This window comes from Micromonospora sp. KC213 (assembly GCF_004348325.1).
Lineage (GTDB): Bacteria > Actinomycetota > Actinomycetes > Mycobacteriales > Micromonosporaceae > Micromonospora.
Genome location: NZ_SMKF01000024.1, coordinates 34,495 through 46,520 on the forward strand (window position 1 = coordinate 34,495; position 12,026 = coordinate 46,520).

The following is a 12,026-nucleotide window of genomic DNA, read 5'->3' on the forward strand; positions in this document are numbered from 1 at the left end:
CGTCGATCGTGACGCGGATCCAGTCGGTCGCTCCGGAGGGGAGCGTCAGTCGCGCCGGGGTCGTCCCGGAACGCTCGGTCCCATGTACGGACGAGCCGGCGGCGGTGCTCACCTCCACCCGGGTCACCGGGGCGCCGAGCAGTTCGTCCTCGACCACCTGGAGGTCGATCGAGCCGATGCGCACCGGTCGCGGAAACCGGACCTCCAACCACTGGCCGACGGGCTTACGCGCACCATCGGACAACCAGGCTGTGCCGGTGTCACCGTCGACCGCGGAGTACGGCGAGGCCGACGCATCGCGCAGTCCAACCGGCCCGGTGACGTCGGCTGCCGTGGACGACGCCCGCACCTGTGTCGCGTCGTCGTAACCGGCGGTCGTCAGCGACGACCGCCAGGCCGGGTCGATGATGTCGTGCACCGCCCGGGGCAGCCGGGGGCTCTCGTCCGGGGTGAGCGTCCGCGAGACGTTCCCCCGGACCAGGCCGAAGTCGACCTCGCGTTTTCGTAGGCTGTCCGCCAGCACGGTCCGCGCCCCGGCCGCCCCCCCGGCGTCGCCATCGACGATCACCGGCCGGTCGTCGAGCGCCCCGACGTCGGCCAGGTCGAGCAGCGTCTCCGGCGCGCCCACCAGGTTCAGCGGCTGCGCGGCGTCGACGAGGTCGACCCGCTGCGCCGGACGCTCCACCCGGTAGATCTCCACCGCCGGATAGCGCCGGTGCAGTCCGTAGTCCCAGGCCCCGCCGAAGTCCGGCTCCGCCCCCACGGTCGGGCCGAACTCGGCGACCCGGGACAACCCCGGTGCACTGTCCAGGGTCCGGTGCACCAGCACCGGCCAGGCCGCCGCGCCGAGGGCCGGACGGAGGTCGTTTCGGACGACGAGGTACCGCACCCCGAGTCGACCGAGGACGTCCGTCAGCCCGGGCGACAGGGCACCCGTGGCCAGCCGTTCGTCGATCGCGGACAGCAGCCGGGCGTTGCCGACCGATCCGGCCGGCACCAGCGCGCGCACCGCCCACCGCGACTCCAGCAGCGGCTGGATCGGCTCGTCCAACGATCGTCCCCACCCGTACTCGGCGAAGTTCGACCCCGGCACCAGCAGTGTCGTGCCGTACCCCGCGTGCCGGTCGAGCCAGTCGACCGTCTGGCGCCAGTGCTCCGGAATCCCGGGGAAACCGCCGGGCGCCGCGAGACCCGCTGTGCCGGCGCCGGTGGCCACGGCGACGAGCGCGACCGCGGTGAAACCGATCGCCGCACGGCGGGGCGCCAGGTTGGCCGGCCGGGGAAACCGGCGGATCGCGGCGATCCGGCCGACGCTGTCCAACAGGTGGGCGGCGGCGAGAGCGAGCGGCAGCCGGACGACGACGTCGAACTTGTGCAGGTTGCGGAGCGCCGCGAGTGAACCGTCGAGGAGCTCCCGCATGGTCCCGGCGAACGCCGCGCCGCCGACCGAGAGGTTGCCCGCGGTCAGCGTCAGCAACCCCACCAGCGCCGCGATGAGCAGGAATCGTCGCTCCGGCAGGTCCCGACGGGCCAGGCCGGCCACGCCGAGGCAGGCGACGAGCGCGGTGGCGAGCGTAAGCCACGGCACCGTGACCAGTGCCCAGCCGGACCGCCACCAGGGCACCCCGTCGACGGCCAGGTAACCCACCCAGTGAGTGACCCCGCGTACCGCGGCCGGGAGGGAACTCGCGCTGGTGGTGACCGCCGCGCTCTCGGTGTACGGCAGGAACGGGAAGCCGTAACGCTGCATGAGCAGCAACGGAACCAGCCACCAGAAGGTGGCGAGGGCCATCGCCAGCGTCCACCACGCGAACAGACGCCACCGGCGACGACCCGGCGGACGGGTCACCACGTACAGGAAGGCCGGTAGGACGGCGCACGCGGCGGCGGCACCGTTCGCGCCGCCCATGCACACCGCCGCCAGGCCGCTGAGCGCCGCCGCTCGGCGGAGCGAGCCGCCGGCGGCGCCGCGGACCAGCGGCAGCACCACCCAGGGGGCGACGCAATACGGCAGCAACTCCAGTGAGACGGTGCCCACCAGGCTGAGCGCCCGGGGTGAGAGCGCGAACATCGCACCCGCCACCAGTCGGGTGGCCGACCCGCCGATCTCCAGCGCGCGGGCCAACCGCACCGTGCCGGTGAACGCCACGCAGAGCAGAGCCGCCATCCACAACCGCTGGACGAACCACGTCGGCAGGCCCACCGCCTCGCCGAGAACGAAGAACGGCCCCATCGGGACGAAGTAGCCCACCGCCTGGTTCTGCAGCGTCCCGAACTGCCACTCTGACGTCCACAGGACGGCTGCCCGGGCGAGGAACCCGCCGGGGTTCACGGCCATGTCCAGCTTCGTGTCGGGTACGACGAGACCCGGCTCCTGCGTGACGCAGAGACCGGTCAGGGCCAGACAGACCAGCAGTTCACGCAGACGCCACACCGCCACGGACACCGGTGTGGTGGAGGCTCCGGTGGTACGTCGGGCGGTTGACCAGCCGCTCAGCACTGCCATTCCGGAGCGCCGGTGAGGAGTTCCTCGACGGACGCCGCCCGCTCTGTCACGGCCGAGGCCGGCACACCGGCCCCGGTCAGCACCGCGCGCACCGCGGCCGGGTCCGCCGCCGGAACGAGGATCCACAGCGTGCCGTTCCCGACGGCGGTGTGCCGGGAACGTGGCAGGAGCGGAGCGATCCGGGCGAGGACGTCGTCCGGCTGGTCGGTGCGGACCAGGAGGCAGGTGTCCGGCGGGACGTCCACCCGCCGATCCGCGGCACGGCGGGCCCTCCCCGGCAGGGCCTGCGGGGTGAGCAGGTCGCCAAGCACATCGCGGACCCGCTCACCGGTGCCCGACCAGCGGAACGACCCGCTCCACCGTCGGCACTCGGCGGCCATCCGTTCCGCGTTGCCGGGGACGGAAAGCCAGTCGAGTGCCCGGTCGAGGCCCTCGGCGAGTTCGCCGGCCGGGTCGTCGGCCTCGGTCACCAGCCATCCGGTCCGCCCGGGCCGTACGGCGTCACGCAGCCCTTCCACGTCGAAGGCGACCGTGGGCAGGCCGGCTGCCGCCGCCTCCATGACGACCAGCCCCCATCCCTCGCCCCAGGAGGCGGAGACGTGCAGCCACGCGGCGTCCACCAGGGCGTCCCGCCGCACCGCCGGGAGGTGGCCGTGGACGGTGACCAGGTCGGCCAGTCCCCGGTTGGCGGCACACCGGCGGATCGTCTCCACGTCCGGTCCGCCGCCGACGATGTCCAGACACAGGTCGGGTCGCCGGACGCGGAGCCGGTCGACGGCGTCGAGCAGGAGGTTCACCCGCTTGTGCGGGGTCACCCGGCCGACGCAGACCAGCCGGGGTCGGGGGTCGCGTGCCCGGCGCTCGCGCGCCGCACCGGGGGACGCGTCGGCGCCGTTCGGCACCACGACGACCGGGGCGCTCCAGCGCAGCCGGTCCCGTACGGCCCGGGCGGTGGAGGGGGAGACGGCGACAGTCACGCCGTCGCGGTACACCCGCCGGGCCACCGGTCCCTCCAGCCACGCGCCGAACCGGCCCACCACGGGGCCGAAGTACAGCCGGAACTGGCGGTCGTGCACGTGGTGGATCACGCACAGCACCGGCACACCGCGCGGCAGGACCAGCGGACTGAAGAAGGGTATGCCGTTCTGGCAGTCGATCACGGCGTCGAACCGACGTCGGCGACGCAGGAGCCAACCCAGCACCCGGGGGTAGACGCCCCATCGGCCGCCACGCCGGACGACCCGGATGCCGTCGCGCGTCTCCTCGGCGCTCTGGCCCGGTCCACGAGCGGTGACGAAGGTGACCTCGGCACCGGTTGTCGCCAGGTCCCGGGCGACCCGCCAGGCGTACGCCTCGGCCCCGCCGGCATCCGGGTGCCACGGATCCTTCCAGTTCAGAATCGCGAGACGACGCCCCGCGACGGTGTCGGTGACGGGATCGGTCCGGGACGGGGAGGCGGTCACGGCCGCAGAACCACGGTGGCGGCGCCACCGGTCACGTCGGGTTGCACCGGGAGATTGACGACCGGCACGGTCGACAAGGTCGGGGTCGACAGGGTCGAGGGCGCCGGTACGGTCGCCTCCCGTCGCAGCTGCCAGGAGATCGCCGCGAGTTCCAGGAAACTGCGCCATCCGTGGCGCAGCGTGGAGAAGGTGGAGCCGGGTACGTCGACCCAGTTGACCGGGATCTCCACCAGCCGGGCGCCGGCACGCTCGGTACGTCCGAGCACCTCGACGTCGAACGCGAAACCCCCGCACCGCAGCGGCTCGAAGGCCCGGCGCGCGACATCGGCGCGGAAGAACTTGTAGCCGCACTGCGTCTCACCGACGCTCTGCACCACCTGACGGACGGCGCTTCGGAACGCCACCGCGCCCCACCGCCGCAGCGAGCTGTGCCGGTCCTGCACGACCGAATCCGGGTGGGCCCGCGATCCCACCACCGCGTCCGCGCCCCCGGCGAGGAGGGCGAGCACGTGCCCGAGGTCGTCGAGCGCGGTCGCCAGGTCGGCGTCGCAGAAACCCACGTACCGGGCCCGCGTGGCCAGCACGCCGGTACGGACGGCGAAGCCCTTGCCCCGCTCGTCGCAGCGCAGCAGGCGGACCGGGACCGGGTTGGCCGGCGCCTCGGCGGCGACGCGGGCGGTGCCGTCGGTGCTCGCGTTGTCGACGACCGTCACCTGACAGGGCACGCCGAGGTCGGCCAGCGCGGCGCGCAGCAGGACGAGCGTGTCCGGCAGGCGACGTTCCTCGTTGTAGGAGGGGACGATGACGTCGAGGACCGGGGCGGGCGACGACGCCTCAGGAGGACTCGCCTCCATGAAGCGCCGTCAGCGCTCGCCGTACACGATGAGCGGCTGGTCCACCTTGACCGGAGTCGTGCTCGTGACGTAGGACGTCCCGAGTGAAACGGCCAGGATTCCCAGCACTGCGCCCACCGCCGCGGCCACGATCGCCGTGAGGAGCGGGTTGAAGGATGCCTTCATTGATGGTCCCTTCCAAACAAGTGACCGGACAGTAGCATGCGTCGGCGACGTTTGGCGGGGTCCAACAGGGCGATTATCAGGGTGCCCCCGAGGACCAAATACCCCACAACGGGCACATTGCTGGTACTCGTCTCCCCGGGGACAGAAGCCAGCTGAGACAGACGCAGCAGCGTCAATGTCTCACCTCGACGCAGCGGCTCGACTGTCGAGAAACGGCCCATGATTTCCGCGGCACCCGGTTGATCAGTCTGCACGAGAACGTACCGGACGCCGAGCCGGCGGAGCGCCGGCACCGGATCGCCCGGTGCCGCCAGCACCGCAGCCACCTGTTCCGCCGCGCGACTCTCGCCGCGAACCCGCTGGTGCCCCACAAAGACGTCCTGGTCACCGACGACCACGCGACGGAACGCCCGCGGCGCCGGGTCGAGCACCGGCACATTGCCGGCCCACCCGTACGCCCGGAACGACGACCACGGCAGTGAGACGAGACGTCCGCCGACCGGGTCGGCGTTCACCACCGCACGCACCGCGCCCCACTCGGCCGGGTAGCGCACGGTGTCGAGCTGGCCGGCCAGACCCCACGCGAGACCCGGCACGAGCAGAACCGGGGCGACCGACACCACCGCGGCCACGGCCCGGGCGCCGGCCACGACCATCGCTTCGACGAGCACCCCGAGGCCGACCGCCTGCAACAGCGCCAACGGCGCGAGCAACCGGGTGCCGTCCCGGACGGCACCGGCCAGCGGCAGGTGACCGAGGAGCCACTCCATCGCCCGTTCGCCGATCGGAACGGTCGGAAGGAGGGCGATCATGGTGCCGGCGACGGCGCCGGCGAGGAGCCCCCACCAGAGCGCCGCCGGCCACCGGCTACGGAGCATGACGAACCCCCACCCGGCGGCGGCGGCGAGCGCGAGCGCCAGGACCGCGACCGGCCACTGGTCGCGCCCGAACGGAACGGCGTTACGGCTCCAGACGCCGCCCAGCGTCACCACGCTTCCGAGCACGCCGAGTGGCGTGTCGGCCCGGGCCGCGAACGCCGCCACCCCCTGCTCGTCGACGTCGAGCGGTGCGGTGCGGGACACCAGCGCCAGCAGCCAGGGGGCGGTCAGCCCGAGCAGCGTCGCGGTGCCGGCCACGAACGCACGCCACTGGCGGGCCAGGGCGAGCGCGGGTGCGCAGGTGAGCACCGCGGCCAGCACCATCGCCGGGCCACCCAGAACGATCGCGAGTCCGCCGCCGACCGCCGCGTTCCGACCCGGCGCGGGAGGGCCCGGCCACCGCCGCACCACGCCGGCCGCCCAGGCGTACGCCCAGGGCAGCGCGGCGTAACCCGCGAGGATCGCCCACTGGCCCAGGTGCAACCGTCCGTACACCCAGGGGTTCCAGACGTAGCCGAGCCCGGCGGCGACCCGGGCCATCGGGTGCAGGACGGGTGTGAGCCGGGCGGCGCCGACCGCCGCGGACGCCAGGCAGCCGGCGAGAAGCAGCTTCTCGGCGACGTCCGCCGGCAGCAGCCGGGACAGACCCACGGCGAGAAGTTCGCTGGGTACCGCCCGGGGCAGCTCGGAGCCGCTGCCCCAGACCGTCGCGCCGAACGGGGGGTCGGGTACGAACACCAGGTCGTATCGGAGCAGGTAGCCGCGACCGAGTACCGGACCGAGGATCGCCAGGACGACACCGAGTCCGAGTAGCACCTCCGGCCACCGACTGCGCAGTCCGGCGCCGGCCCCGAAGGACGCCGGACCGGGCAACGCCGACGGTCGACGCACACGAACCCCCACGGATGTCAGCGTCCAGCGCCCCGGCGCTCGTGTCAGCACTCTAGGCATCGCCCGATGCTGGCGGTAGTTTGCCAGACGACCCCGACCCGGGATGACGAGGCGAGGCCCGTGGCGATGGCCGCTGCGGTACGGCACCACCGACACGAGGCATGATGACAGAGACAACGGCCAGGTCCCGGGCGGGCGGCCTGGGGACGGCGGGCGCCGCGGTGGCGGGTGCCGGCATGGTCACCAACGGGCTGGCCTATCTGGTGCCGATGCTCGGTGCCCGGCACCTCCCGGCCGAGGAGCTGAGCGTGCTCGCCACCGTGCTCGCCCTCGTCGCGATAGCCGGTGTGCCGGGCGTCGGTCTGCAGCTGGCCGTCGCCGTGCACCGGGTCCGGTCCCCGGGCGCGTCCACCGGCCGCGTCACCCTCGTCACGACCGCCATCACCGCCGGCACCCTGGTCACGGCCGCTCCCCTCATGGTGAGCACCCTGCATCTCTCGATCCATCTGGTGACGGTCGTGGTGGCGGCGACCGTGGCAGTCGTACTGGCCGGCAGGTGGCTCGGCGAGTTGCAGGGCGACGAGCGCTTCGTGCGTCTCGCGGTCGGGATGGGGCTGCTGGCCCTAGGACGCTACGCAGGAACGATCGGCGGCCTCGTCCTCGGCGCCGGGGCGACCGGTGCCCTCCTCGCCGGTCTGGCGAGCGTCTACGTCGCGCTACCGGTCATCGCCTGGATCGCACGGCCAGGGGGCCCGAGGGCCGCGGCCCGGGCCAGCGGAGGCGACGCGACGGTCGCGATGCCGATCCGACGGGTTCTGAGTGCCAGCACCGCCGTGCTGGCGATGCTGGTGGTGTCGTACGCCGATCTGATCCTGGCCCGGCTCCTGCTGCCGGCGGCAGAGTCCGGCGCGTACTCCGTCGGCACCGTGCTGACGAAGGGCGCGCTCTGGGCGCCACAGGTGGTGACGGTGCTGGCTCTTCCGCGGATGGCTCGCCGGGACGGCAGAACGCGCAGCGTGGCGTTGGCAGTTGTCGGAGGTTGCGGCGTCGTGCTCGTCATCGCCTCGGCTCTGGCCGGTGGGCTCGCGTTCCGGCTCGCCGGTGGCGAGAGCTACGCGCCGCTCGGCGGACACGCCCCGTTCTTCGCCGCCACCGGCGCCCTCTACGCCCTGGTCTTCGTGCAGATCAACGCCCAGATCGCGGCGGGTGCCCGGTGGCCCTCCCTGCCCCTGTGGGTCGCTACCGGTGGTCTCGCTGTCGCGGCGGTCCTCCTGGTGCCGCGCACGTTCCCGGGCATCATGTGGGCCAGTCTGGCCGCCGCGTTCATCGCGGTCGTCCTGACGTTCCTGGCCGCGGCCCGCAACGGCAGCGTCGAGGCCAGACACGAAGGCCACCCGGCCGCGGCGGAGAAGTCCGTCGGCTCTCAGCGCCTGGTCGGTTGAGTCAGCTTCGGTCCCGCTTGAACAGCACCGAGTTGACGTAGCGCGGCCGAGGGACCAGGACCCGCCGCGCGAAACTCTGCCGGACCCGCACAATCGCCTCGCGCTGGTGGGCCCGGATGTCGAAGTCGGCGAGGGGGATCCACTGCTGCTCCGGCATCACGTAGCCGCGGTAGTTCCACTCACCGAGCAGGTCGATGATCGGCTCAATCGGTTGGATTCGTTCTTCGACCTCGACCAGCAGCACCGGCCCGTCCCGGTGGATCGTCTCGGCCGCACCCCGCAGTGCGGCCAACTCGTGGCCCTCTACGTCGATCTTCATGAATCGCACATCCCGCAGGCTGAGGCCATCGACGGTCACCCGGGAGACCGTCACCGAACGGCCGCTGCCCGTCTCCAGCGAGGATGTCCCGACGGCGGGGTCGCCGTCGGGAAGGAAGAGTTCAGCCGTGCCGAGTCGGTCCGAGGCCACCGCGCGGACCACCCGCACCTCGGGGAAGGCACGTTGGATGCTCCGAGCGAGCCGGTCGTTGGGTTCGATCGCGACGACCTGCTCGGCCAGCCTGCGCAGGCGCTGGGTCCACGGCCCGTACCAGGCACCGACGTCCACGGCGGTGCCACCGCGCGGCACGAAGTCCGCGATACGCGCGAGTTCGGGCTCGACGCGGGGGTAGACGGCGCGAAGGGCTCCCCCGACCAGCCGGTCAGGCAGCAGAGCGGCAACCTGTGAACTCACCGCGGTCATCAGACCGGTCGAGGACGGCATGAGCGGAGAGCTTAACGGCCCAGGGTCGCGCAGACCACCTCGTGACCATGATGTTCGCGGATGGCCACCCACTCCAATATGGCCCGATCGTTGCCCCTACGTCACGCTGAGCGACCGCCGGGTGGGGGCGCGACACGCGCGCCACGCAATGGGCAGACGCACAGTGCCGAGCGGTCCGCACGTTGGTTACCGTAGTTGTCTCCCGGGGGTCGGCAACCCCCCCTGTGGTACGTCCCTATCGAGGTGGCTGTGACCCTTTACGGCGACAAACGTCTCTCCGACGACCGGCCCACGGTGCAGGTCACCGCGGTGACCTGGCCCGGTGACGACGCACCGGAGCCGGCGGGCACTTCCGCGGCCCCGACCGGTGGCGCACGGTCGCGCCGCACGAAGCTGCTGCTCGCCGGTGGGCTGACCGTCACGGTGCTGGCCGGCGTCGGCCTCACCGGCGCCTGGGCCTACGCCGGCGATGTCCCCCGGGGCACGAGCGTGCTCGGCACCGAACTCGGCGGCCGCAGCAGGGCTGACGCGGCCAAGGAACTCCGCGCCGCGCTGGAACGCCGGGCGGCGGCGCTGAGCGCTCCACTGACCGTCGTGGTCGGCGAGAACCGGGCCGAGATCAACCCGGCCGACGTGGGCCTGACCGTAAACGTGGACGCCACGGTGGCCGCCGCGGCGAAGGCCGACGCGGACCCGATGAGCCGGCTGGTCGGCTCCCGTACGGTCGAACCGGTGGTGACCGTCGACTCCGCCAAGCTCGACGCCGCGCTGCGCAAGGTGCTGGGCAAGCAGGGCCGGGAGATGACCATGCCGGCGATCATCTTCACCGGCACCACCCCGAAGCCGGTGTACCCGAAGCCCGCCCTCTCCCTGGACGCGGAGCGGTCCGCCGAGGTTGTGCGGGCCGGTTGGCTCGCGCAGGAACCGGTGACCGTTCCGTTGGTGGAGAAGGCTCCCGCGACCACCCGCGAGGAGGTGGACCGGCTGGTGGCCGAGCTGGCCGAGCCGGCCGTCGCCGCCCCGGTGACGCTGACGACCGACAAGGGTTCGGTGCGCATCCCGCCGGCCGCGATCGCCCGTAGCCTGCGTTTCTCCGCCGACGACGCCGGCAAGCTGACTCCCCGGGTGGACGTCAAGCGGCTCCGCGACGCCCTCGGCGACAAGCTGGCGAAGATCGAGGTGCAGCCGAAGGACGCGACGCTGAGCATCTCCGGCGGCAAACCGAAGGTCGTGCCGGGGCGGGCCGGCCAGCAGCTCGACGCGGCGGCCCTCGGCCCGGCCCTGCTCGCCGTGCTGCCGAAGACGCAGGGCCGGACGGTCACCGCGACGCTGAAGACGGCCGAGCCGGAGCTGACCGAGGAGAAACTGGCCAGCCTCGGCATCAAGGAGCGGGTCTCCACCTTCACGACCCGGTTCCCCGGTGGTCTCTCCTCGCCGCGCAGCCAGAACATCATTCAGGCCGCCAAGGAGGTCGACGGCACGGTGGTGAAGCCGGGTCAGACGTTCTCACTGAACGGGCACACCGGCGAGCGTGGCTACGCCCAGGGCTACAAGGACGCCCCGGTGATCCTCAACGGCAAGTTGGTCCCGGGGGTGGGCGGCGGCGTCTCGCAGTTCACCACCACGCTGTTCAACGCCACCTACTACGCGGGGCTGGAGGACGTCGAGCACAAGCCGCACTCGTACTACTTCAGCCGCTACCCGGCGGTGATCGAGTCAACCATCTTCTGGCCTGATCTGGACTTCAAGTTCCGCAACAACACCCCGCACGGGGTTCTCCTCGACACCTCGTGGACGTCCAGCACGATCACCGTGTCGGTCTGGAGCACCAAGATCTACGACAGCGTCAAGACCGAGTACGGGCCCCGCCGGAACATCACCAAGCCGAAGACCGTCCACCTGGAGCCCGGCCCGACGTGCATCGCCGCCGCGGGTAGCGACGGATTCACCCAGGACGCCTTCCGGGTCATCAAGAAGGACGGCAAGGTGGTGAAGCGGGAGAGGTTCACCTGGACCTACGATGCCGAGCCCCGCTTCATCTGCGGCCCCAAGCCGTCCTGACCGCAGGCCACGCAGAAGCCCCGCCGGCTGATCGCCAGCGGGGCTTCTGCGTGTCGTACGCGCTCAGGGCCGCGCCTCGGCCAGTCCTTGCCGTACGCCGGCCGCGTCGCGATCGGTGCCGTAGACCGGGGTGTCGGGCTGCTGTCGCCAGCTCTCGTCGAGGGTGCCGGCGTCGACGGGGTCGAACCCGAGCGCGTCGACCAGCTGCATGACCACCTGCTTGGCTTCGGCGTCGTCCCCGGCGACCGGCAGCGCGATCCGACCGGGGGAGCCGGCGGGGTGCCCGTTGTCCATCAGATGCCGCGCCTGGATGTTGTTGAATGCCTTGACCACCCGGGCGCCCTTGAGGTGGTCGGCGGTCCAGCGGCTGGAGCTGAGACTGCGGTCGATCAGCTCGGCAATGTCGCCGTCACGCTGTGGGTAGTAGTTGTTGGCGTCGACGACCACCTTGCCGTCGAACAGCTCCGCCGGGAGTTGGGTCACGGCGAACAGTGGGATCGCCACGACCACCAGGCCGGCGTCCTGTACCGCGTCTTCCAGGGTGCCGGCGGTGGCACCGGTCTCCTGAGCCAGGTCGGTGAGGCTCTGCGGCCCCCGCGAGTTGGTGATGGTGACGTCGTGGCCCAGGGCGCACAGCCGCCGGGCGAGCGTCCCACCGATGTTCCCTGAGCCGATGATTCCGATCTTCATGGCCACTCCTGCCTCCGCCGGTCCCGGCGGTCAGTTCCCGGTCCGTACGGGAAGCAGGTACCCCAACCGGCCCGCCCCGATCCTTTAGGAGGCGTACGCCACGTCACTCGCTCGTGGCGGGTTTTTTGGGTCGGGTATGCAGTTCAGGGCCACCCCCGACCGGGGGGTGACCCTGAACCATGAAGAATTGTCCGGCGGTGTCCTACTCTCCCACACCCTCACGAGTGCAGTACCATCGGCGCTGGAGGGCTTAGCTTCCGGGTTCGGAATGTTACCGGGCGTTTCCCCTCCGCCATGACCGCCGTAACACTAT

At 72.1% G+C, this 12,026-nt stretch carries 8 protein-coding genes, 1 rRNA gene and 1 pseudogene; 2 read left to right on the top strand and 8 right to left on the bottom strand.

All coding sequences use genetic code 11. The features are described 5' to 3' along the window. Nucleotides 1-16: 16 nt before the first annotated feature. The 5 genes and pseudogenes from E1166_RS31875 to E1166_RS08430 form a co-directional block, all read right to left on the bottom strand. Nucleotides 17-2,506: pseudogene (locus E1166_RS31875) on the bottom strand (alpha-(1->3)-arabinofuranosyltransferase family protein); the annotation flags it as partial. Then, complete coding sequence (locus tag E1166_RS08420; protein ID WP_165944285.1) at nucleotides 2,494-3,969, bottom strand: glycosyltransferase family 4 protein; 1,476 nt, start codon at nucleotides 3,967-3,969, stop codon at nucleotides 2,494-2,496. The pseudogene E1166_RS31875 and the gene E1166_RS08420, both read right to left, overlap by 13 nt. After that, entirely contained in the window at nucleotides 3,966-4,823 is an 858-nt protein-coding gene (locus tag E1166_RS08425; protein WP_132337275.1) for a glycosyltransferase, read from the bottom strand. The genes E1166_RS08420 and E1166_RS08425 overlap by 4 nt, the downstream gene beginning before the upstream one ends. A gap of 9 nt (nucleotides 4,824-4,832) precedes the next feature. Beyond that, nucleotides 4,833-4,988: a hypothetical protein gene (locus E1166_RS30820; protein ID WP_165944286.1), complete on the bottom strand. Its 156-nt coding sequence runs from the start codon at nucleotides 4,986-4,988 to the stop codon at nucleotides 4,833-4,835. Beyond that, complete coding sequence (locus E1166_RS08430) at nucleotides 4,985-6,769, bottom strand: hypothetical protein (protein WP_132337277.1); 1,785 nt, start codon at nucleotides 6,767-6,769, stop codon at nucleotides 4,985-4,987. The genes E1166_RS30820 and E1166_RS08430 overlap by 4 nt, the downstream gene beginning before the upstream one ends. 152 nt (nucleotides 6,770-6,921) lie before the next feature. Between E1166_RS08430 and E1166_RS08435 the strand changes: the two genes are divergently transcribed. Further along, the gene (locus E1166_RS08435) at nucleotides 6,922-8,199 is read left to right on the top strand and encodes a polysaccharide biosynthesis protein (protein WP_207914099.1); all 1,278 of its coding nucleotides are present in this window, start codon (nucleotides 6,922-6,924) and stop codon (nucleotides 8,197-8,199) included. 1 nt (nucleotide 8,200) lies between these two features. Here the strand turns inward: E1166_RS08435 and E1166_RS08440 are convergent, their stop codons facing one another. After that, nucleotides 8,201-8,932: an FkbM family methyltransferase gene (locus E1166_RS08440; RefSeq protein ID WP_207914101.1), complete on the bottom strand. Its 732-nt coding sequence runs from the start codon at nucleotides 8,930-8,932 to the stop codon at nucleotides 8,201-8,203. Nucleotides 8,933-9,205: 273 nt separating this feature from the next. Between E1166_RS08440 and E1166_RS08445 the strand changes: the two genes are divergently transcribed. Then, nucleotides 9,206-11,023 carry a VanW family protein gene (locus tag E1166_RS08445; RefSeq protein WP_165944287.1) on the top strand — a complete coding sequence of 606 codons (1,818 nt, stop codon included), beginning with the start codon at nucleotides 9,206-9,208 and terminating at the stop codon, nucleotides 11,021-11,023. Between the two features lie 63 nt (nucleotides 11,024-11,086). On the opposite strand, the gene E1166_RS08450 is transcribed toward E1166_RS08445, so the two are convergent. Beyond that, nucleotides 11,087-11,713, bottom strand: a complete 627-nt coding sequence (locus tag E1166_RS08450; protein ID WP_132337279.1) for an NADPH-dependent F420 reductase — start codon at nucleotides 11,711-11,713, stop codon at nucleotides 11,087-11,089. A gap of 189 nt (nucleotides 11,714-11,902) precedes the next feature. After that, a 5S ribosomal RNA gene (rrf, locus tag E1166_RS08455) occupies nucleotides 11,903-12,019 on the bottom strand. Nucleotides 12,020-12,026 lie beyond the last annotated feature (7 nt).

Excerpts from the sequence above, each read along its gene's own strand:
- E1166_RS08425 (WP_132337275.1), bottom strand. The coding sequence starts at position 4,823 with ATGGAGGCGAGTCCTCCTGAGGCGTCGTCGCCCGCCCCGGTCCTCGAC.
- E1166_RS30820 (WP_165944286.1), bottom strand. The coding sequence starts at position 4,988 with ATGAAGGCATCCTTCAACCCGCTCCTCACGGCGATCGTGGCCGCGGCG.
- E1166_RS08450 (WP_132337279.1), bottom strand. The coding sequence starts at position 11,713 with ATGAAGATCGGAATCATCGGCTCAGGGAACATCGGTGGGACGCTCGCC.
- E1166_RS08435 (WP_207914099.1), top strand. The coding sequence starts at position 6,922 with ATGACAGAGACAACGGCCAGGTCCCGGGCGGGCGGCCTGGGGACGGCG.